16 protein-coding genes are annotated in these 21,980 nt (G+C 64.6%); 5 read left to right on the plus strand and 11 right to left on the minus strand.

The genetic code is table 11. The features are described 5' to 3' along the window. Window positions 1-78: 78 nt before the first annotated feature. Window positions 79-966 (plus strand): LysR family transcriptional regulator, encoded by an 888-nt coding sequence (locus U9R80_RS14655; RefSeq protein ID WP_324803045.1) that lies wholly within the window; start codon window positions 79-81, stop codon window positions 964-966. A 753-nt stretch (window positions 967-1,719) separates the two neighbouring features. Here the strand turns inward: U9R80_RS14655 and U9R80_RS14660 are convergent. The 11 genes from U9R80_RS14660 to U9R80_RS14710 all read right to left on the minus strand — a co-directional run bounded on the left by U9R80_RS14660 (window position 1,720) and on the right by U9R80_RS14710 (window position 15,634). Beyond that, window positions 1,720-3,072: a DUF1329 domain-containing protein gene (locus U9R80_RS14660; RefSeq protein ID WP_301837550.1), complete on the minus strand. Its 1,353-nt coding sequence runs from the start codon at window positions 3,070-3,072 to the stop codon at window positions 1,720-1,722. Beyond that, window positions 3,072-4,892 carry a DUF1302 domain-containing protein gene (locus U9R80_RS14665; protein WP_301837549.1) on the minus strand — a complete coding sequence of 607 codons (1,821 nt, stop codon included), beginning with the start codon at window positions 4,890-4,892 and terminating at the stop codon, window positions 3,072-3,074. Before U9R80_RS14665 ends, U9R80_RS14660 begins: the two co-directional genes overlap by 1 nt. Before the next feature lie 97 nt (window positions 4,893-4,989). Then, window positions 4,990-6,324 carry an MFS transporter gene (locus U9R80_RS14670; RefSeq protein WP_301837548.1) on the minus strand — a complete coding sequence of 445 codons (1,335 nt, stop codon included), beginning with the start codon at window positions 6,322-6,324 and terminating at the stop codon, window positions 4,990-4,992. Window positions 6,325-6,387: 63 nt separating this feature from the next. Beyond that, window positions 6,388-7,122, minus strand: a complete 735-nt coding sequence (locus U9R80_RS14675; protein ID WP_301837547.1) for a carboxymuconolactone decarboxylase family protein — start codon at window positions 7,120-7,122, stop codon at window positions 6,388-6,390. A gap of 25 nt (window positions 7,123-7,147) precedes the next feature. Next, window positions 7,148-7,984: an SDR family NAD(P)-dependent oxidoreductase gene (locus tag U9R80_RS14680; RefSeq protein WP_301837546.1), complete on the minus strand. Its 837-nt coding sequence runs from the start codon at window positions 7,982-7,984 to the stop codon at window positions 7,148-7,150. Window positions 7,985-8,047: 63 nt separating this feature from the next. Beyond that, window positions 8,048-9,103 carry a 3-keto-5-aminohexanoate cleavage protein gene (locus U9R80_RS14685; protein WP_301837545.1) on the minus strand — a complete coding sequence of 352 codons (1,056 nt, stop codon included), beginning with the start codon at window positions 9,101-9,103 and terminating at the stop codon, window positions 8,048-8,050. Window positions 9,104-9,262: 159 nt separating this feature from the next. Then, window positions 9,263-10,309: an AraC family transcriptional regulator gene (locus U9R80_RS14690; RefSeq protein WP_301837544.1), complete on the minus strand. Its 1,047-nt coding sequence runs from the start codon at window positions 10,307-10,309 to the stop codon at window positions 9,263-9,265. 23 nt (window positions 10,310-10,332) lie between these two features. After that, the gene (locus U9R80_RS14695; protein WP_301837543.1) at window positions 10,333-12,111 is read right to left on the minus strand and encodes an acyl-CoA dehydrogenase C-terminal domain-containing protein; all 1,779 of its coding nucleotides are present in this window, start codon (window positions 12,109-12,111) and stop codon (window positions 10,333-10,335) included. Between the two features lie 13 nt (window positions 12,112-12,124). Next, a complete protein-coding gene (locus U9R80_RS14700) occupies window positions 12,125-13,324 on the minus strand; it encodes a 3-oxoadipyl-CoA thiolase (protein WP_301837542.1) in 1,200 nt (399 codons plus the stop codon). 24 nt (window positions 13,325-13,348) lie between these two features. Further along, a complete protein-coding gene (locus U9R80_RS14705; RefSeq protein WP_301837541.1) occupies window positions 13,349-14,866 on the minus strand; it encodes a 3-hydroxyacyl-CoA dehydrogenase in 1,518 nt (505 codons plus the stop codon). A 3-nt stretch (window positions 14,867-14,869) separates the two neighbouring features. After that, window positions 14,870-15,634: an enoyl-CoA hydratase gene (locus tag U9R80_RS14710; protein WP_301837540.1), complete on the minus strand. Its 765-nt coding sequence runs from the start codon at window positions 15,632-15,634 to the stop codon at window positions 14,870-14,872. A 286-nt stretch (window positions 15,635-15,920) separates the two neighbouring features. Between U9R80_RS14710 and U9R80_RS14715 the strand changes: the two genes are divergently transcribed. From U9R80_RS14715 to U9R80_RS14730, 4 genes are all read left to right on the plus strand, one after another. Further along, window positions 15,921-16,733, plus strand: coding sequence for an IclR family transcriptional regulator (locus U9R80_RS14715; protein WP_301837539.1), 813 nt, complete (start codon window positions 15,921-15,923; stop codon window positions 16,731-16,733). 16 nt (window positions 16,734-16,749) lie between these two features. Further along, a complete protein-coding gene (locus U9R80_RS14720) occupies window positions 16,750-17,907 on the plus strand; it encodes an acyl-CoA dehydrogenase family protein (RefSeq protein WP_301837538.1) in 1,158 nt (385 codons plus the stop codon). After that, window positions 17,907-19,451 carry a class I adenylate-forming enzyme family protein gene (locus tag U9R80_RS14725; RefSeq protein WP_301837537.1) on the plus strand — a complete coding sequence of 515 codons (1,545 nt, stop codon included), beginning with the start codon at window positions 17,907-17,909 and terminating at the stop codon, window positions 19,449-19,451. Before U9R80_RS14720 ends, U9R80_RS14725 begins: the two co-directional genes overlap by 1 nt. Before the next feature lie 249 nt (window positions 19,452-19,700). Next, window positions 19,701-21,278: a class I adenylate-forming enzyme family protein gene (locus U9R80_RS14730; protein ID WP_301837536.1), complete on the plus strand. Its 1,578-nt coding sequence runs from the start codon at window positions 19,701-19,703 to the stop codon at window positions 21,276-21,278. Window positions 21,279-21,980 lie beyond the last annotated feature (702 nt).

Genomic DNA, 21,980 nt, shown 5'->3' on the forward strand with positions numbered 1-21,980 from the left:
TGTGGTGAGGCCAGCTTGCAATCTCTTATAACCTATATGAAGCTATATATTCTTATTGGTCATATCAGGAAAGCTGATATGCAGTGCCGAATTACCCTCAAACAACTGGCTACCTTTGTTGCCGTCGCCGATCTTGGCAGCGTCACGCGAGCCAGCAAGGACCTGAGCCTGAGCCAGGCAGCCGCGAGCATGTCGCTTCAGGACCTCGAGCATCAGCTCGGCACCCGGCTGTTCGATCGCCATGGCAAGCGCCTGGTCCTCAACGAACACGGTCGACGTTTCTACCCCCACGCCAAGTCGACGCTCGAAGGTGCCCAGGAGGCCGAAACGCTGTTCCAGCAACAGCTGACCTGCCACCTGCGCATCGGCGCCAGCACGACCATTGGCGCCTACCTGCTGCCGGAACTGCTGGCCAGCTTCCTGGCTGCCGAGCCGCAGAGTCGCCTGGAACTCAAGGTCGAGAACACCGAGCGCATCGTCGAGTCGCTGTGCAACTTCACCATTGATGTCGGCTTCGTCGAAGGCCCGGTACAACACCCGGATATTGACGTGCGTCCCTGGCGCGAAGACGATCTGGTGCTGATTGCCGCGCCCGGCCATCCACTGACCCGCCTGCCCCGCCCCGATGCCCAGGCGTTGGCCAGCGCGCGCTGGATCACCCGCGAGCAAGGGTCAGGGACACGCAACATGCTCGAGCACCTGATCGGCCCGTGGCTGGGCAGCCCGCAGCAGTTGCTGGAGGTGTCCAATGGTGAAGCCATCAAGCGCTGCGTGATCGCCGGAGCCGGCATTGCCTGTGTTTCACGGGTAATGGTGGGCGGCGAACTTGCCCTGGGCCAGTTGTGCACCCTGCCCTGCCCCAGCGGCCCGCTCAAGCGCACCCTGTACCGGGTGATCCACAAGGACAAGCAGCCGACCCGCGGCCTGGCGCGTTTTCTAGAATTCTGCCAAAGCCCGGTGGCATAACCCGTAGGAGCGGGCTTGCCCCGCGATGCGATGTGACTGACAGATCGCGATCGCGGGGCAAGCCCGCTCCTACCGAATCACACAGCAGTCGCCTCCAAGGTAGTACGACCGCTGCGCGGCCGATCGCAGGCTGTCGCCAGCGGCTACAAGCGCCGACCGGCAACCGTAGCCGCTGCCGAGGAACGAGGCTGCGATCGACTGCACAGCAGTCGCCTCCAAGGTAGTACGACCGCTGCGCGGCCGATCGCAGGCTGTCGCCAGCGGCTACAAGCGCCGGCCGGCAACCGTAGCCGCTGCCGAGGAACAAGGCTGCGATCGACTGCACAGCAGTCGCCTCCAAGGTAGTACGACCGCTTCGCGGCCGATCGCAGGCCGTCGCCAGCGGCTACAAGCGCCGACCGGCAACCGTAGCCGCTGCCGAGGAACGAGGCTGCGATCGACTGCACAGCAGTCGCCTCCAAGGTAGTACGACCGCTGCGCGGCCGATCGCAGGCTGTCGCCAGCGGCTACAAGCGCCGACCGACAACCGTAGCCGCTGCCGAGGAACGAGGCTGCGATCGACTGCACAGCAGTCGCCTCCAAGGTAGTACGACCGCTTCGCGGCCGATCGCAGGCTGTCGCCAGCGACTACGGGGCCAGCCAACCTGGATAGGCTTCAATGTGGCACCCACCACACAAAAAAAAACCGCTGCATCAGCAGCGGTTGGGCAACTCGGACCCTCAAGGTGCGTCGACACGCATTCGATCTATCGCTTATTTGCCGTAGCGCCGCAGTGCCGCCGGGCTGTAGTCCTCTTTTTTCGCCAGGGCGTTGAAGAGCATTTTCTGCGGGTATTCATTGGTCATGAAGTTGGTGGTGTAGCGCCCGGAAATCAGGTCATAGGTGGCATCCATGGCCGGGAACGGCACCTCGATATCGGCCAGTTGCATCGGGTAGTTTTCGTACATGCGCCACAGCTCGCCACGGCTGTCGTACATTTCGGCACTTGCGATCTGCCAGGTGTCTTCGTCGATGTAGAAGCGGCGCTTGCCGTAGACGTGGCGGTTGCCTGGCTTGAGTGTCGCCTCCACCACCCAGACGCGGTGTTTCTCATAGCGCACCAGCTGTGGATCGATGCTGTTGGGCTTGAGGATGTCAGTGTACTTGAGCGACTTGCTGGCCAGTTTGTAGCTGTTGTAGGGGATCAAGCGCTCCTGCTTGCCGAGCAACTTCCACTCATAGCGATCCGGGGCACCGTTGAAGCCGCCGACGCCGTCGCTGGTCAGTTGCCCATAGCTGTAGCGCGCACTGGTGTCGTAGGCCACGGTCGGCGCCCGACGCACACGGCGCTGGCCAGGGATGTACTGCCAGGCGCTGCGGGGCTCCAGAACCTGGTTGAGCGGTTCATGGACCATGGTGATTTCCCCGGCTACCCGCGACGGGCTCAGGGCGCGGATCACGCTGTAGTACAGGGCGTTTTCCTGCTCCGGCAGGTCGCTGACCGCCGAGCGCCAGTGCACCGACTGCTGATACGTGACCAGGGTCGCGCTGCCGTTGGCTTCCACCGTTGCCGAGGCCATCTCGCGTTGCACCGAGTGGCCGACGTATCGCGCCAGGTGGTTCCACATCACCTCCAGCGGTTCGCTCGGCAGCGGGAACGGGATGCCGTCCTGATAACCGACCAGGCCATACCCCGACTCGGCCAGGCTGACCTTGGCGACGTTGTCACGGGTCGCGGCCGTCACCGCGGTCGGCATATGGGCGCTGCGTTCGCTCGGGTAGACGTTGAGCTGGTAGCCGGGAAAGCGCTTGAGCATCGCCTGCTGACCCGGGGTCAACAGGTCCTGGTACTGCCCGGCATTGCTTGCGCTGATCACCATCAGCGGCTTTTGCGCGGCAAACGGGTCGGCATAGTCACCGTTGCTGGCGGCCGCCAGGCTGCCGGGTTTGAGGCCCCCGGACCAGGCGGGAATGCTACCGTCGGCGTTGGCCGCACGCTCACCGCCCATGGGGTTGAGGCGGCTGTCGAGCTGGCCGGCATCGGTGCCTTTGGCATAGGCCGGTGTTTGCAGGCAGGCCGCGAGCAAGGCAAGCGCCAGGGGCAGTTTTTTCAGGGTCATAGTCATCAGAAGCTCACCTTTAAGTTGACTGAGGCGAAGTCGCGATCGTCGAGGGTGGTGAAATCGTTCGAGCCGAAGAAGTCGTTGTAGGCGAACTCCAGCGAGTAGTCGTTGCGGTACTCGAACATCAGCGAAAGGCCGACGGCCTTTTGTCCTTCCTGGAAGTTGGGGCCATAGCCGTCCACGTCATGGCGAAAGTTGACGCTCGGGGTGATCACGGTGGACGGCAGCACGCCCTCATAACTCAGCGCACCGCGCAGGCGATAACCCCAGGACCAGTCGGTGAAGAAGCCGCGATTGGCATTGCAGTTGTCGCTGTTGAGGTTGGCGATCTGCCCGGCATCCAGGTTGGCGGTGCCCGGCGAAACGCAGAAGCTGGCCGGGTTGGCCGGGTTGTAGGCGCCGGTGCTCAGCTCGCTGCGACCGTAGGCGCCACCGCGACCAAAGCGCTCATCGCCCAGGTCGCCGATATGGTTGACCGCCGCCTCCGCCGCCAGGGCCAGGCGGTTGGCGCCGAGCACGTTGGCGACGGTGTCGGTGGCCCCGAGGGAGAACTGGCTGACCGGCTTGCGCTCATACCCCTCGATCGGTGCCCCCAGCGCGGGTGCCACGCCCGGTGCCGTGAACGGCGTATTGGGGCTGCGCAGCAGGTACTGCACGGTATCGTTGCCGTTGAAACCCAACGGCTGGTTGGGGCGAAAACTCAACTCACCGAATACCGCCGTGCCACCGACCACGCCGCTCAGGCTGATGCCGAACAGGCGGATATCCTCGGGGTACACCGAGTTGTAGCTGGCGGTCTTGAAATTGCTCAGGCCGGGCGCCGCGACGGCCGTGCCGTTGAACGAGGCAAAACGGCTGTGGTAGTTGGCGTAGTACAGCCCAAGCTCGGCATCGTCCAGGCTCTCCAGCACCTTGCGCACAGCCAGGCCGTACTGGCCGCCGTCATGGGGATAGTCACTCGGCCCCCGCGCAATGAAGGTACCGCTCGCCAGGGCATTGGCCGTGGTGCGATCGCCACTGACGGCGGCAATGATCGGCCCGCAGCCTTCAGGGGCAAAATCGGCGGCCTGGAAAAACGTGCCACAGCCGTCGAGCACGGAGGGACGAAAGTTGTACTGGTAGAAGCCCTCCAGGCTCAGGGTATCGCTCAGGCCAAGGTTGAACGACAGCATCTCGACCGGCAGCTGGCCCTCCTTGAGCTCGACCCCGGGGCGGTTGAACGCCGACACGTCCAGCGGGTTGATGGCATTGATACCGTTCTGGAAGAACAGTGCCTCACCCCAGCTCAGCACCTGCTTGCCGAACTTGACGTTCAGTGCCTTGCCGGCGACATCGAAGTCTTTCCAGACATAGGCATCCAGGGTCTGAAAACCCTGGAACTTGGCCAGGTCCGGGTAGCTGGAGTCGTCGAACTTCTTGAAGTCGCCATCGCCGGTTTCCAGGGCATGGTCATACCAGTACTTGAAGCGGATGAAGGCGCCCTGGCTACCGTCATTGAGGTCGAAATCGGTCAGCCCCTTGAACACCTGCGAGATCGGGTCGTGCTTCTTGAAGTTCAGCCGGCCATCGTCGCCGTTGGTATCGATGCCCTCCCCGTGCTTGCCGATGCTGGCCGCATCCGGCGCGTACAACAGGCCGGGGGCGGCGTTGCGCAGGGCCCAGCTCGAACCCAGAGTCAGCGTGGTGTTGGTGGTCAGTGACCAATCGTCATTGACCTCAAAGGTCGTGCCCCAGGCCTCGGAGCACGCCGACAGTGCCAACGCCACACTCCCTGCCAGCAGGCAGCGCGGATAAGGGGCAAGGCGCAACAACGTGTTTTTCATGCAGATATCACCTTTTCTTGTTGTTTTAAGGTCAAGCGCTCCCCGTGCCGGTGCAAAAAGGCACCGGCATTGTCAGGAGAGTGGAGCTAGGGAGAGATCAGCTACGGTGTACGCGCAGCAACCTGGCCGGGATACCCAGCAGCAGGATCAGTGAACCCAGTACCAGCAGCCCGGCGATCACATCGAAGGCGATGTACAGGCTGCCGGTACTGGCCTTGATGCTGCCCACCAGCACCGGGCTGACCATCGCCGCGATACCGCCCAGGCTGCTGATCAGCGCGATCCCGGCAGCGGCGCCGGCACTGGACAGGTAGGACGGCGGAATGGTCCAGAACAGCGGAACCGCGGACAGGCAGGCGCCCGCCCCCAGGCTCATGAACAGCACCGAGAGCATCAGGTTGCCCTGGAATACACCCAGCAGCACGAAGCATCCAGCGCCCACCAGCATGGTCGAGGCCAGGTGCCAGCGCCGCTCCAGGTGGCGGTCGGAGCTGCGCCCCAGCAGGTACATGGCCACCAGCGCGACGATGTACGGCAGGCTGCTGATCAGGCCGATGTGGCGAATGTCGCTCAGGCCAAAGCCCTGGATCAGCGTGGGCATCCAGTACGCCACCGTGTTGGTGCCCGAGTAGATGCAGAAGAACACCATGCCCGCCATCAGCACCCGTGGATCACGCAGCAGCTGGCGGAACGAGCCGTGGCGCGCCGCCGTATCGACCTGCTCGGCGGCCAGTTGTGCGGCGACGATGGCCTTTTCCCGGTCGCTCAGCCACTTCACCTGCTGCGGCTTGTCGTCCAGCCAGAACCAGGCGAACAGGCCCAGCAGCACCGCCGGGATGCCCTCGAAGACAAACAGGGCCTGCCAGTCACGCAGCCCGTACCAGCCGTGAAAGTGGGTCATGATCCAGCCGGCCAGCGGGCCGCTGACGATCCCGGCGAAAATCCCGGCCATGATGAAGATCGAGGTGATCCGCCCCCGCCGCGCGGCCGGAAACCAGTAGGTCAGGTACAGAATCACCCCGGGGAAGAACCCGGCTTCGGCCACCCCGAGAAAGAACCGCGCGGCGTACAGCTGGTGCGGGCTGCTGACCAGGCTGGTGGCCATGGTCACCAGCCCCCACAGGATCATGATCCGGGTGATGGTGCGGCGCGCACCGACGCGCTGCATGTACAGGTTGCTCGGCACCTCGAACAGCAGGTAACCGACAAAGAACGCTGCCGCACCCAGGCCGTAGGCCGCATCGCTGAGCAGCAGGTCTTCGCTCATGCGCAGCTTGGCGAAGGAGATGTTGATGCGGTCGATCGAGTTGATCACATAGGCAAGAAACAGAAACGGCAGCAGGCGCCAGATGATCTTGCGATAGGTCGTCTTCAGCGCCTGGGCTGCCGTATCGCCGGCAAGCGCCGGGTTGTGTTCGGCCACACTGGTCATGTCTCGCTACTCCTGCTTTGGCACGGGGTGCTCATCGTTATTCTCCAGGCTGCACGTCAAGCGTCACTTGGCAAGGCTGTGCAACGCCTCGTCCAGCATCGGCACACCCAGCTCGCAGGCTTCGATGCCTTGCAGGCTGACGATTTTCAGCACCTGCAGGATCTGCTCGCGGGTGGCGCCCAGCTGCAGCGCCGCCTCGATGTGCCGGCGGGTGCCGTGGCCGTACATATGGGTCACCGTGGCATCGCCGGCGATGCACAGGAACTCGATCCACAACGGCGGCAGGATACCGTCCTGCCAGAGCCCCAGGCCCATGCCGAGAAACTTCTCCAGGTACTGTGGATCCCAGCGATACAGGGTTTCCCACAAGGGGTTGAACATGCCGTTGGCACGTACCTGGTCGCACACCGGCGTAGCACCGGGCGAAACCGTGTCATCTTCCATGCCCGCCGCCGCCAGCGCCTCTTCAAGAATCGGTACGCCCAGCGCACAGGCATGGATACCGACGACGCTGGCGAGTTTGAACACTTCCAGAATCTCTGCCCGGCTGGCGCCCAGGCGCAAGGCATTGCGTACATGGCGGCGCACACCCGGCGCGTACAGATGGGTGGCGGTCACGTCGATGTTCAGGCGAATCAAGGCCACGAGCTTTGGCTCGAGCACCTCGTTGGTGTGGCCGTCCTCGACCAGGTCCATGTACTGCTCGGTCCACTGCGGCGCCCACTGCGCCAGGCTGTCCAGCGACGCGTCGAAGACACCGGCGGCGCGCAGGGCATTGTATTTCGGGGTATCGGTCATTGTTATTGTTCTCGTAGAACGTGGCTCAGATTACCGAGCCACCGTTGGGGCTGATCACCTGGCCGACCAGGTAGTGTTCGCCCGCCAGGTACAGCACGGTGCTGGCGTATTCCTCGACCGTGCCGAAGCGGCCCAGCGGGCAGCCTTGCCAGAGGCGGTTGCGGGCCTCCTCGCCGACGTCGTCCAGGTAGGCGTTGAACGCCGGGGTGGCGACGCCGCCCGGGGCCATGGCGTTGACGAAGATGTTGGCGCCGGCCACCTCGTAGGCCACCGATTTGGTAAAGGCGATCACTGCCCCTTTGGTGGCGCAGTAGTGCGGGCTGTGCACGCTTTTGGTCGACAGGCCGGCAATGGAGGCGATGTTGACAATCCGCCCTTCGCGCTGGGGCTCCATCAGCTTGAGCGCTTCACGGGTGCAATAGAACACGCCATGGACGTTCACGCCCCAGTAGCGATGCCACTCGTCGTCGCTGATGCTGCGGGTGAAACCCAGCGAGCGACGCGGTTCGGGGGTGGAAATGTAGCGATAGAAGGCATTGCGCCGCTCGGTATCGACCGGGCGATTGGGGGTCAATGCGGCATTGTTGACCAACACGTGAAGGGTGCCGAACCGGGCTTTGAGCTGCTCGAACATCCCGGCGACCTCAGCGCTGGACGACACATCGCAACGCAACGCCAGGCATTCGGCGCCGTGCGCGGTGACCGCTTCACAGGCCTGGGCCAGGGCGAGCTGATTCACGTCGCAAATCACCAGCTTCGCACCGGCCTTGGCGAACGCCTCGGCACAGGCTCTGCCGAGCCCCGGGCCAACGCCGGTGACCAATACCACTTTGTCTTTGAACTGACTGCTCTGAATCGCCATCACACACCTCAAGGCGGGGCTAAGGAAGAAGACTGGCGGCAGCGCCGCCAGTCATGCGCCTGATCAGGCCAGGCCGGGCACGGTGAAACCGCGCTGACCGGGTTTGCGATTCGGCGCCATGCCCAGCCGGGCAATGGTTTCGTCGGCACTGGCGTAGTGCTCGCCAATCTTGTAGATCGCCCGCGCTTCCTTGCCGGTGGCAATTTCGCGGCCCAGCTCGCGGGACAGGCGCACGGTCTGTTCGATCTGCTGCACCGAGGTCATGCGCTCGCCTTTGCGTCCCCACAGGGTATCTTCGATACCGACCCGCACATGCAGGCCCAGGGCAATGGCCATGGCGTTCATCGGCAGCACGGCGCGCATGGCGCTTTCCATGGTCAGGATCGAGCCTGGCGGGGTGCGCTTGACGAACTCGATCATGTCGGACGGGTCCAGGCCCGCCGCACCGCCGCCGATGGCGACATAGTTGAGAATCAGCGGGCCGGTATACAGGCCTTTGCGGATCAGGCGCTCGACGGTTTCCAGCTGGTGAACATGGCCGAGCATGAAGTGCGGCTGGATGCCGGCGGCCTGCAGGCGCTTGAGGTGTTCGATGAAGAAGGACGGGCGCGCATCGGAGACCATCTCCTGATAGGCGTTGAAGTAGCCCGGCTGTTCAAGGATGGTGCCCTTGACGTCGTCCTCGGTCAGCAGCTCGCAGATGTTCATCTGGCTGGTGTTGATGGCGATGGTGACCTGGTCGGGCTTGGGGTCGAGGTCGGCCAGCATGTGCCGGGTGTCGTAGTCCAGCCACTGGGCCGCTTCACCTTCGCTTTCCGGGGCGAAGGAGATCGAACCGCCCACCTGCAAGACCATCTCGGGCACGGCTTCGCGCAGCAGGCCGAGCATCTCGTTGAACTTGCTCAGGCGCTTGGAGCCTTTGCCGGTTTCTTCCCGGACATGCACATGCAGCACCGTGGCGCCCGCGTTGTAGCAGTCGATGGCCTTCTGGATCTGGTCATCCATGCTCACCGGAATATCGTCGGAGTCGGCCGGGGTCCATTGCGGACCGTAGGGGGCCACCTGAATCACCAGTTTTTCCTGGTTTTCCGGGAACAGACTGTCGTCAAGAAAATGCATGTACTTCTCCGTCCTGATTTATCGTTATTGAAGGAAACGAGCGCGCGGTGCGGCTCTGGAGTACGGAAGAAGTTACCTGTCGCCGGTACCCGGCTTTTATCATCCTGGCACCGCTTTTTATCATTTCGGCACTTTGCCCCGGTGGCGAGCCTGGGTGGCTCAGAGGCGTTTTGCAGTGCGCAACACCGGCAGCCCGGCACCCTTGCGCCAGTCGCGCGGGGTACAGGCGTACCAGCGTTTGAACGCGCGGGTGAAGTTGCCTTGGGTCTCGTAACCCAGGCGGCTGGCGACCTCGGCCACCGGCAGGCTGGGGTCACCGAGCAACTTGGCGGCGAGGGTCTTGCGCGTCTGTTCCAGCAACACCTCGAAGCTGGTCTGCTGTTCGCTCAGGTGGCGATAGAGGGTGAAGCGGTGAACGGCGAAGAATTCGGCGACCTTCTCGGCACTGCATTCACCATGCAGCAGCAGCCCCTCGATGACCTGGATGACCTGGGCCACCAGGTCCGAACTTTCCCGGGCCTTGAGCTCACTGAGGTGGCTGCGCAGAAAGTCGTCGAGTTGGCGGTCATGGCCTTCACGGCGCATGTCCAGCAACGACTGGGCGAACAGCACCTCATGCTGCGACTGGCCGAACCACACCGGGCAGCGGAAGAAGCGTTCGTACAATCCCGCCGATGCCGGCTTGCGGTAAGCGATGCGCACCAGCGCCGGGCGCCAGCTACGCCCGACAATCAGTTCCATGATGGTGACGATGGCGGCCAGGTAGGCGGTGAGCAGTTGCTCGGCGCCGGGGACATTGCCGTCGATGGACAAACGCAAGCCTGCGTAGCCTTGCTCCTGCGCCAGGCCCAGGTGCAGGCCGCGGTACCACAAACCGCAATAGCGGATCAGCGATTCGGTGGCATCGCGTACCGTCGGTGCGTTGAGCACCAGAAAGCGCAAGGGCCCGGCGTTCTGCAGATTGGCCCGCTGACCCAGCAACAGGCCCAGGTGATCACAGCCGCTCAACTGCACGGCGGCTTCCAGGACCCGTCCGTGGGTCAGCACCGGCAGTGGCAGCATCGGTTGCTCGAAGGACTGGCGCCCGATCCCGAAACGCGCCAGCAGCGGCCAGGGGTCATGGCCCTGCTCCTGCAGGACCACCGGCAATGAGGCGAGCGCACCCAGTGGAATGGATTTCTCCGCCACATCATTCGCTCGCTTCATGACGACCTCAGTTGACTGCAACCTCAGAACTGCTCGGGGTCGAAGGCGCTCAATACCTGGGCCCCGGCCCGGACTCGCTGTAAGTGTATCGCTGTCTGCGGGAGAATTCGCTCGAAGAAAAACCGCGCAGTCAGGCCCTTGGCGCGATAGAACCCGCTGCCATCCTCGCTCCGGGCCAGGTGCCGGTCGGCGATCAGGGCCATCTTCGCCCATTGCAGACCGAAGGCGACCAGGGCGGTCAGGTGCAGGTAGTCCACCGCCGCGCCGCCGCTGGTGCGCGGGTCGTCACGCTCAAGCAGGTGGCCGGTGGCCTGTTGCAAATCACCCAGTGCCTGTGCCAGCGGCCCGGTGCAGTCACCCAGTTGCTCGTGGTGCGCCTGGCAGAAATCCTCGACCAGCGCCATGAAGCGGTTCACCGCCCTGCCCTCATTGAGCCTGAGCTTGCGCGCCACCAGGTCCATGGCCTGCACGCCATTGGTGCCTTCATACAATGGCGTGATACAGGCATCGCGCAGGAACTGCTCGATACCCCATTCGCGAATGTAGCCATGGCCGCCAAAGCACTGCATCGCCAGGCTGATGCTTTGCACCCCCTGGTCGGTGCAGTAGGCCTTGATCATCGGCGTCAGCAGGCCCAGCAGATCGTTGGCCGACTCGCGCACCTGCGGATCGGGATGCTTGTGCGCAAGATCGACCTGCAACCCGGCCCAGTACGCCAGCGCCCGCGCACCCTCGACAAAGGCGCGCTGGGTCAGGAGCATGCGCTGCACATCAGGGTGCGCGACGATAGGGTCGGCCGCCCGCTGCGGCGCAACCGCGCCCCCCGGCGCCCGCCCCTGCAAACGGTCACGGGCATAGCTGGCGGCATTCTGGTAGGCCACCGAAGCCAGGCTCAAACCCTGCACACCGACGGCCAGCCGGGCGCTGTTCATCATCACGAACATCACCTTCAGGCCCTGGTGCGCCTCGCCCAGCAGGTACCCGGTGGCGTCGTCGTAGTTCATCACACAGGTGGGGTTGCCGTGGATGCCCATCTTCTCTTCCAGCGAGCCGCACTGCACGCCGTTGCGCGCGCCCAGCGAGCCGTCGGGGTTGACCAGGAACTTGGGGACAATGAACAGGCTGATGCCCTTGACCCCGGCCGGTGCATCCGGCAAGCGCGCCAGCACCAGGTGGATGATGTTCTCCGCCAGGTCATGCTCACCGGCGGAGATAAAGATCTTGGTGCCGCTGATCCGGTAGCTGCCGTCACCCTGCGCCTGGGCGCGGCTGCGCAGCAGGCCGAGGTCGGTGCCGCAATGGGGTTCGGTGAGGTTCATGGTGCCGGTCCAGCGCCCGGCGATCATCGGCGGCAGGAACAAAGCCTTCTGCTCGGCGCTGCCGCCATTGGCGATGGCATTGGCGGCGCCGTGGCTCAGGCCTGCGACCATGGAAAAGGCCAGGTTGGCGCTGGTCATGATCTCGCGCACCGCGATACCCAGTACGTGAGGCAAGCCCTGGCCGCCGTAGTCGGGTGACGCCGTAAGCCCGGTCCAGCCGCCCTCGGCGTACAGGCGATAAGCCTCGCGAAAGCCCGGTGCGGTGCTGACCTGGGCGTTTTCCAGGCGGCAGCCCAGGTGATCGCCTACCGCATTGAGCGGCGCCAGCACATCACCGGCCAGGCGCCCGGCCTCTTCGAGAATCGCGGTGCTGACATCCTTGGGCGCATCGGCAAAGCCTTCAAGGTCAGCGAAGTGTTCCAGCTCCAGCAGTTCATCGAGGACGAACTGCATGTCACGCAGTGGTGCGGTGTAGGTTGCCATGGCAATTGCCCTCTCAGATTCGTTCGATGACCACAGCCAGCCCCTGGCCGACGCCAATGCACAGGCTGACCACCGCATAACGGCCGCCCCTGCGCTCCAGCTCGCGCAGTGCGGTCAATACCAGACGGGCACCGGAGGCGCCCAGCGGATGGCCCAGGGCAATCGCCCCGCCATTGGGGTTGATACGCGGATCGTCGGCGCGCAGGTCCAGCAACTTCAGGCACCCCAGTACCTGGGCGGCGAAGGCTTCGTTGATTTCGATCAGGTCCATGTCGGCGAGTGTCAGCCCGGCGCGCTCCAGGGCCTTGGGAATGGCAAAGGCCGGGCCAATGCCCATCACCCGTGGCGCGACGCCTGCCGCGGCGCCACTGAGAATCCGCCCCCGTGGCCTGGCGCCAACGCGCTCACCCAGTGCGCGGCTGCCGATCAGCAAGGCAGCAGCGCCGTCGTTGATACCCGACGCATTGCCGGCGGTGACCACACCGCCCTGGAACAGCGGATTCAGGCGCGCCAGTGCCTGGGCATCGGCCTGCGGCCGTGGGTGTTCGTCACAGGCAACGCTCACGCTGCCCTTGCGCCCGGCCGGCACCTGCACCGGCATGATCTCGGCGTCGAAAAAGCCCTCCTCCAGGGCCCGGGCATAGCGCTGTTGCGAGGCCAGGGCAAAGGCATCGGCGTCTTCGCGGCTGATGCCGTAGTCACGCGCGACGTTATCGGCGGTTTGCGGCATGGTTTCATTGCCATGGGCCGCGCTCACCTTCAGGTTGGGAAAACGTGCGCCGATGGTGGTATCGAACAGCCCGGCTTCGCGGCTGTAGGCCGACTCGGACTTGCCCAGCACGAAGGGTGCGCGGCTCATGCTCTCGACACCACCGGCCAGGTACAGCTCGCCTTCGCCACAGCTCACCGCGCGGGCGGCATCGAGCACCGCGGCCAGGCCGCTGGCACACAGGCGATTGACCGTCTGCCCGGCCACCGTGACCGGCAGGCCTGCGGCAAGCCAGGCATTGCGCGCGACGTTGCGGCTGTCTTCGCCGGCCTGGTTGGTGCAGCCGAGGATCACGTCCTCGACCTGCTCGGCGGCAAACGGCGAGCGCTCCACCAGGGCCTTGATCACCTGGGCGGCAAGGTCGTCCGGGCGCAGGGGGGCAAGGCCGCCGGCGTGACGACCGAAGGCACTGCGCAGACCGTCATAGATGTAAGCATCAAGCATGGTGAATCCTCAATTGGCGCGGCATCAGTTATCAGCAGTGAGCAATGACAGGCCCAGGCCTGCCCGGCGCATCAGCCAGGGGCTTGGGCGATAACGGGGATCGCGGTAGTAGCGGTGCAGTTGGTCGAGCACCTCAAGCACCGTCTCGGCGCCCAGGGCGTCGCCCCAGCTCAACGGCCCGTGGGGGTAGCCCAGGCCGAGGCGGATGGCGTTGTCGATGTCCGCGGGGCTGGCCACCCGCTGCTGGGCCATGTCGCAGGCAATATTGATGATCTGCGCCAACACCCGCTGGGAGACGAAACCGGCACTGTCGCGAATGACACTGACGGCCACGCCATCGGCGGCCAACAGCGCCCGGGCGGCCTCGCGCCATTGAGCGGTGGTGGCCACGGTGGTCATCAGTACCCGGCGACGCGCCAGCGGCAGCAAGGTATCCAGCGCCAGGGTGCGGCAGGGGTCGAGCTGCTCGGCGTGGGCGCAGAGGCTGGCATCGAGGCCCAGTGGCAATACCAGGCACAACGCCTGCGCGCTGGGCCGCACACCCGGCTCGACCGTCACGCCCAGGGCCGTCAGCAGGCTGACGACCCGCTCCCGCGCGGCAGGCCGGGCATGGCTCACCCACACCGGCACATCGGGCGCCGGCCCCGGCGGCACTTCGGCGCTCACCTGTTGCTGGCCGTCGATGTAGCGATAGAAACCCTCGCCGCTCTTGCGCCCGAGCAGCCCGGCATCCAGCCGTTGGCGGGTGATCACCGTGGGCCGGTAGCGCGGCTCCTCAAAGTACTGCTGGTAGATGGACTCGGTGACCGGGTGGGAAACATCCAGCCCGGTCAGGTCGAACAGCTCGCACGGCCCCATGCGAAAGCCGGCCTGCTCGCGCAGGATGCGGTCGAGGTCGACCGGGTCAGTCACCGCTTCGCCCAGTACGCGCATGGCTTCGGTGCCATAGCCTCGCCCGCCGTGATTGACGATGAACCCGGGCGTGTCCTGGGCGCGTACTGCCAGATGGCCAAAACGCGTGCCCAGGTTCAACAGGGTCGGCCCGACCCAGGGGGCGCTCTGCAGGCCATCGACTACTTCGACGATTTTCATCAGCGGCACCGGGTTGAAGAAATGAAAGCCGCCGACCCGTGCCGGCAGACGGCATTGCGCGGCAATGGCGGTGACCGACAGCGACGAGGTGTTGCTGGCCAGCAGGCAGTCATCGCTGACGATGGCTTCCAGCTCGGCGAACAAGGCGCGCTTGGCCGCCAGGTCCTCGATGATCGCCTCGACCACCAACTGACACTCGGCCAATTGATGGATGTCGTTGATGGGCAGCAAGCGCTGCGCTGCGGCCAACACCTGATCGGCATTCAACTTGCCTTTGCCGGCCAGCGTCTCCAGGGTGCGCTGGATGTTTTGACGCGCCGTTTGCGCGGCGCCCTCACGCTTGTCGAACAAGTACACCGTGACCCCGGCCAATGCCGCGATCTGGGCGATACCGGCGCCCATGACCCCGGCGCCGACCACCGCCATGCAACTGATATCCCGTGGCTGCATGCTTCAGCTCCCCGAATAGACTGGTTTGCGTTTATCGAGGAAGGCCTGCATGCCCTCTTTCTGGTCGGCCGAATCGAACAGCAACTGGAACGCCTTGCGCTCGAGCATCAGCGCCGCGTCCAGCGACGCGTCCTGGCCGGCCAGGAGCACCTCCTTGATCTGCATGACGGCCAGGGGCGGCATGGCCGCGATCAGGCTTGCCAGTTCCAGCGCCCGTGCCTGGGCATCGTCCACCACCTCACTGGCCAGGCCCATGGCCAACGCCTCGTCGGCGCTGACCGCGAGCCCGGTCAGCAGCATGCGCATGGCCTGGAACTTGCCGACCGCCCGGGTCAGGCGCTGCGTGCCGCCCGCACCGGGCATGACGCCGACGCGCACTTCCGGCTGGGCGAAGCTGGCGGTGCGCCCGGCGATGATCAGGTCGGCGTGCATAGCCAGTTCACAGCCACCGCCCAGGGCGAAGCCGTCGACCGCAGCGATCACCGGTTTCGGGCACTGGGCAATCGCCGCCCACAGGCGCTGGGTCTGGCGCAGCAGCATGTCGATGGCGCCCCGCTCGGCCATGTCGCGGATGTCGGCGCCGGCGGCAAACACCGTGTCACCACCGGTCAGGACGATGCAGCGCACGGCAGGATCACTGCCCAGTTGCTGGAAATGCCCGGCCAGCTGTTCGCGCACCGCCTGGTTCAGGGCATTGCGTGCTTCGGGCCGGTTCAGGCGCACCAGCGCCACCCCTGGCAAGGGGTGCTCTACGAGCGTTTCAGTCATGTTTTTTATCCTTGTTGTGTTTCGCATAGCGGAACTATATTTCGCGATACAAACCAGACTACGCAAAATCATCGGGCGTTGTAAATCGCTGTCATCGCTTGCAAGCGGGGTAAAATGACGAAACCTGTCTGAAATGCAGGTTTCTGGCCTGTTCGACGAAAAAGTCTGCTGGATTGATGAATTTCGCTGTGCGAAACTTGATTTTGATTTCTTGACTCACCGATTTTTCCTGTGCCAGCATCCGGCCGGCGATCGGTGCCCCCTACCCGATCCACGAGGAATACCCATGGACAAGCGCAAACGCATCGACACCGAAATCGACCTTCAGGCCCTGGAGCCGGACCGCCAGTTCGTCACGGCCCTGGCCCGTGGCCTGGAGCTGCTGCGCTGCTTCCGGCCCGGCGAGCGCCACCTGGGCAACCAGGAGCTGGCGGCCCGCAGCGGCCTGCCCAAGGCCACGGTGTCGCGCCTGACCTACACCCTCACCCGCCTCGGTTACCTGCAGTACCTGGACAACCTGGGCAAGTACGCCATCGACACCGGCGTGCTGGCCCTGGGTTATGCCCACCTGAGCGGCCTGGACGTGCGCCGCCAGGCACGCCCGCTGATGCAGGAACTGGCCGATCTGAGCCAAAGCTCGGTGTCGCTGGGCGCCCGCGACCGATTGAGCATGGTCTACGTGGAGAACTGCCAGGGCCCCGGCCCGCTGACCCTGCGCCTGGACATCGGCTCGCGCATTCCGATGGCCAGCACCGCCATGGGCCGTGCCTACCTGGCCGCGCTGCCCGACCCGGAGCGCGACCTGCTGCTCGATCAACTGCGCGCCCGCGACAGCGACAACTGGCCCGCCCTGCGCACGCAACTGGACAAAGCCTTTCGTCAATATCAGGACCACGGCTACTGCCTGGCGGTCGGCGAATGGCAGAAAGACATCAACGCCGTCGGCGTGCCCCTGATCCATCCGGACGGTTCCGGTGTCGTGGCCTTCAGCTGTGGAGGACCGGCCTTCGTGCTGCGCCAGCACATGCTCGAAGACGACCTGGGACCGCGTCTCGCGCACCTGGTGCGCACTGTCGAAGCCACACTGGGCCGACAATAACTCCAAGAGGTCTTGCATGATCAACGATCAGGAAACACTTAACCTGCTGCTCGACAGCCTCTCGCGTTTCGTGCGCGAAAGGCTGGTGCCTGCCGAACATGACGTGGCGGAAAACGACCGGATTCCACCGTCCATCATTGACGAAATGCGCGCGCTGGGCTTGTTCGGCCTGTGCATTCCCCAGGATTACGACGGCCTGGGCCTGAGCATGGAAGAGGAAGTCCTGGTGGCCTTCGAGCTGGGCAAGACCTCGCCCGCGTTCCGCTCCCTGATCGGCACCAACAACGGCATCGGCTCCCAAGGCCTGATCATCGACGGTACCGAGGCGCAGAAGCGCCACTACCTGCCGCGCATGGCCTCGGGCGAGTTGATCGGCGCGTTCGCCTTGACTGAACCCGGCGCCGGTTCCGATGCGGCGGCGCTGCGTACCCGCGCAGAGCGCGACGGTGACAGCTACGTGCTCAACGGCACCAAGCGTTTCATCACCAACGCGCCGCACGCCGGCATCTTCACCGTCATGGCCCGCACCAACCCGCACATCAAGGGCGCAGGCGGCATCTCGGCCTTCATCGTCGAGGCCGGCACCCCCGGCCTGTCGCTGGGCAAGATCGACCAGAAAATGGGCCAGAAAGGCGCCCACACCTGCGACGTCATCTTTGAAAACTGCCGCATTCCGGCGGCCAACCTGATTGGCGGTGTCGAAGGTGTCGGCTTCAAGACCGCCATGAAGGTGCTCGACAAGGGCCGCCTGCACATTGCCGCGATCTGCGTAGGCGCCGCCGAACGCATGCTCGCCGATGCCCTGGCCTACGCCCTGGAGCGCCAGCAGTTCGGCCAGTCGCTGGCCGAGTTCCAGCTGATCCAGGCCATGCTCGCCGACAGCCAGGCAGAGCTCTATGCGGCCCGCTGCATGGTCCTGGACGCCGCGCGCAAGCGTGACCTCAAGCACGACGTCTCCATGGAAGCGTCGTGCTGCAAGATGTTCGCTTCGGAAATGTGCGGCCGTGTGGCTGACCGCGCCGTACAGATCTTTGGCGGCGCCGGCTACGTGGCCGAGTACGGCATCGAGCGCTTCTACCGTGATGTGCGCCTGTTCCGCATCTACGAAGGCACCACGCAGATCCAGCAACTGGTGATCGCCCGCCACCTGATCCGTCGCGCGGAGAGCCGCTGATGCACGAGCGCGAAGCCATCCTTGCCGAACTGCCCGAACGCCTGCACCTGCTGCTGGACCGCCACGGCCGCGAACACGCCGCCAGCCCTGCGCTGCACGAGGGCGATATCACCCTGAGCTACGGCGAACTGCGCCTGGCCGTGGACCTGCTGCAGGCGCAACTGGTCCACGATGGTGTGCGCGCTGGCGACCGGGTCATGCTGGTGGCGGAGAACTGCCGCCTGCTGGTCGCCGCCTTGCTCGCCCTGAGCCGCCTGGATGCCTGGGCGGTGGTCGTCAACGCGCGGCTGTCGGCCAGCGAGCTGGACACCCTTGAACGCCATTGCACCCCGCGCCGGGTCCTGTTCGCCAGCGCGGCGTCCGGCAGTGCCGCGCGCCATGCCGAGCGGGTCGGCGCACAGCCGCGGGAGTCGGCCCACCTGGGCAGCTTCCATATCGGCGCGCTCAGCAGCACCTGCCAGGTCGAGCCGGTGGAGCACGACCCTGCCGCCCAGGTCGCCGCGATGATCTACACCACCGGCACCACCGGTGAACCCAAGGGCGTGATGCTGACCCATCGCAACTTGCTGTACATCGCCTGCACCGCCAGCCGACTGCGACAGCTGCGGCGCGATGACCGGGTCTACGCGGTGCTGCCGATTTCCCATGTGTTCGGCCTTACCGCCGTATGCCTGGCCAGCCTCTACAGCGGCGCCGCCCTGCAACTGCAGGCGCGCTTTGATCCTGCGCAACTGGCCCGTGCCCTGGCCGAAGACGGCATCACCCTGATGCAGGGGGTGCCGGCCATGTTTGCCCGCCTGCTGGAGTATGCCGACAGTGATGGCATCACCTTGCACGCGCCGCAGTTGCGCTTCATGTATGCCGGCGGCTCGCCCCTGGACATGAGCTTGAAGCACGCCGTCGAACAACGCTTCGGGGTGCCCTTGCACAACGGCTACGGCCTGACGGAAAGCTCGCCCACCATCAGCCAGACCCGCATCGAAGCGCCGCGTGGCGACACCTCGGTGGGCCGTCCGATTCCGGGCCTGGAGATTCTTCTGCTCGACAGCACGCGGCAACACCCGGTACCCCGCGGCGACGTCGGCGAATTGTGGGTACGCGGCCCGAATGTGATGAAAGGCTACTACCGCGCCGCCCAACAGACCGCCCAGGTACTGACCGCCGACGGCTGGCTGAACACCGGGGACCTCGCCCGCGAGGATGACCAGGGCGCACTGTTTATCGTCGGGCGCAGCAAGGAGCTGATCATCCGTTCGGGCTTCAACGTCTACCCGCCGGAAGTCGAAGCGGTGCTCAACGCGTTTCCCGGGGTTGTGCTCTCGGCGGTGGTCGGGCGTTCGGTTCCGGGCAACGAAGAGGTGGTGGCGTTCATCCAGGTGGCGGATGCCGAGCAGTTCGACCTGGCCGCGCTCAAGGCCCACCTGGCCGAGCATTTGTCGCCGTACAAGCGTCCCGGCCATGTTCAAGTCCTGACTGCACTGCCCTGCGCCGCGACCGGCAAAGTGCTCAAGCACCAGCTCAAAGCCATGGCCGTGGCGTTGTGACAGCCCTGTAGGAGCGGGCTTGGGTGGGAGCGGGCTTGCCCCGCGAGAGGCCCTCAGCATCCAGGCACCTGGTTGCCTGCAATGCCCATCGCGGGGCAAGCCCGCTCCTACCCCGGATCATTCGGCGAGTTGACAGCCGCCTTCAAGGCTCGAAAAGCGCGGCCCCTCCCCCAAAGGGGGGCGCGGCGTACCCTCGACCCGTTTCTAGAATGCGATTTCCAACAGCCATAACAACAAACGGAGACCGCAATGAAAATGAACTTTTCCCGCGTCATGGCGCAGGTAGCGCAACGCTATGCCGGTCAGGAAGCGCTGGTGAACGTCGAGCGCGATCGTCGCTATCGCTTCGATGAACTGCACCGGCTCACCAATCGCATCGCCAACACCCTGCGCAACCGCTTGCACTTGCAGCGCGGCGACACGGCGCTGTGCATCCTGGAGAATGACAACCTCTCGTTGCTGCATGCCTGGACGGCCTTCAAGGGCGAAGCGGCGATTACCCACACCAATTACCGCGACTCCCTCGAAGAACACCGCTGGCAGGTGGAGTTCATCGCACCCAAGGTCATTTTCATTGAGGTCGCGCTGCTGCAACGCTACCGCGAAATGCTCTGCGCCAGCGGCGCCGTGGTGGTCTGCATGGACGAGCCGCCGGCCGATTGCGCCTTCGCCCTGCACTTCTGGTCTCTGCTCGAGGGCATGTCGGACGAAGAACCTGACGTCGAATCCGATATCTACCAGGACCACCTGATCTACCGCTTCACCGGCGGTACCACTGGCAAGAGCAAGTGTGCCCGCTACACCATCGACAACTGGCTGGCGGCACGGGACTCGATGTACGCCGACAGCGAGCAGAGCCAGGCCCTCAACGACCGCACCCGCTACCTGCATATCGCGCCCATCAGCCATGGTTCGGGGCTGTCGCTGTTGCCCACGCTGTTCCGCGGCGGTTGCACCGTTACCCAGAATGCTGCCGACCTCAAGGCCTGGTGCCGCAATGTCGAGGCCGAGCGGATCACCACGGCGCTGATGGTGCCGACGCTGGTGGGCTTTTTGCTGGAACTGTCGGAGGCGTCGCACTACGACCTCTCCAGTTTGCAGACCCTCTACTACGGCGCCGCGCCGATGAGCCCGGTCAAGCTGGAGCAGTCCCAGGCGCGTTTCGGCAATATTTTTTTCCAGTTGTACGGCGCCACCGAATGCGCCCAGGCGGTCTGTACCCTGACCAAGGCCGACCACCTGGACGCGGTGCAAACGGGTCGTCTGGCGTCCGCCGGCCGCCCTGCCACCGGTATCGAGCTGAAAATCGTCGATGAGGCGGGCAATCGGGTTGCCCACGGCACCACCGGCGAAATCTGGCTGCGCGGGCGCGGCACCATCAGCGGCTACCACAACAATCCCCAGGGCACAGCCGCCGAGTTCAGCGAGGGTTTCTGGAAGTCTGGCGACCTGGGCTATGTCGATGAGGCTGGTTATGTGTTTATCGTCGACCGCAAGAAAGACGTGATCATCACGGGCGGTTTCAATGTTTATGCCGTGGAGGTGGAAGCCACGCTCAATAGCCACCCGGCGGTGTCGATGTCCGCGGTGGTGGGCATTCCCGATGACAAGTGGGGTGAGGCGGTACACGCCGAGGTGGTGCTCAAGGCGGGCATGGTGGTCGACGAGCAAACGCTGATTGCGTTGGTCAAGGAGCGGCTGGGCGGGTTCAAGGCGCCCAAAACGGTGAAGCTGGTTGATGCCTTGCCCTTGAGTGCGGTGGGCAAGGTGTTGCGTCGGCAGGTGCGTGAGGGCTATTGGCAGCACCAGTCACGGCGGGTTTCCTGAGGCCTGCGTTGGTTTGGTGCTGGTGCTGGTGCTGGTGCTGGTTTTGTAAGCTTATCCATTTCATGTGGCGACGCTGCCGGCCCCTTCCGCCCTTACGGCGGCCTACTTTTCTCTTGGGAAAAGTAGGCAAAACCGCTCGCTCCTGCATCCGGCCCTACGCTGCGCTCCGGGTTCCCTCGCTACGGTGTCCTCCACTCGGCCTCCTGAAGTCGCAAAGTTACGGGCGGCGCCTGGGAGGACGCATCTTCGAGATCAACGTCCACTGCCAACAGCCAGGTAGGAGCGGGCTCGGTGGGAGCGGGCTTGCACCCGCGATAGTCCCCTGAGCCGTGCACATCCAGGTGCAACGCCGAAGCGGGATCACCAGCAGGCATGGATCTATCGGCAAAATTCAAAATCCATCGCGGGGCAAGCCCGCTCCTACCGGCGGGTGATGCCCACAGCCTGGTATTTTGTCGATCTCGGGGTAGGAGCGGGCTTGCCCCGCGATTAAGCCCCTGAGCCGTGCACATTCAGCTACAACTGTGAAGCGGGATCACCGGCAGACATGGATCTATCGGCAAAATTCAAAATCCATCGCGGGGCAAGCCCGCTCCCACTGGCGGGTGATGCCCACGGTCTGGCCCTGCTCTTGATCTTCATGCACGAACGTTCAGGCGCCGCAGAATGCGACTTCAGGAGGCCGAGTGGAGGTGCCTGTAG

Origin of the sequence: Pseudomonas sp. JQ170C, assembly GCF_035581345.1 — a bacterium.
GTDB lineage: Bacteria > Pseudomonadota > Gammaproteobacteria > Pseudomonadales > Pseudomonadaceae > Aquipseudomonas.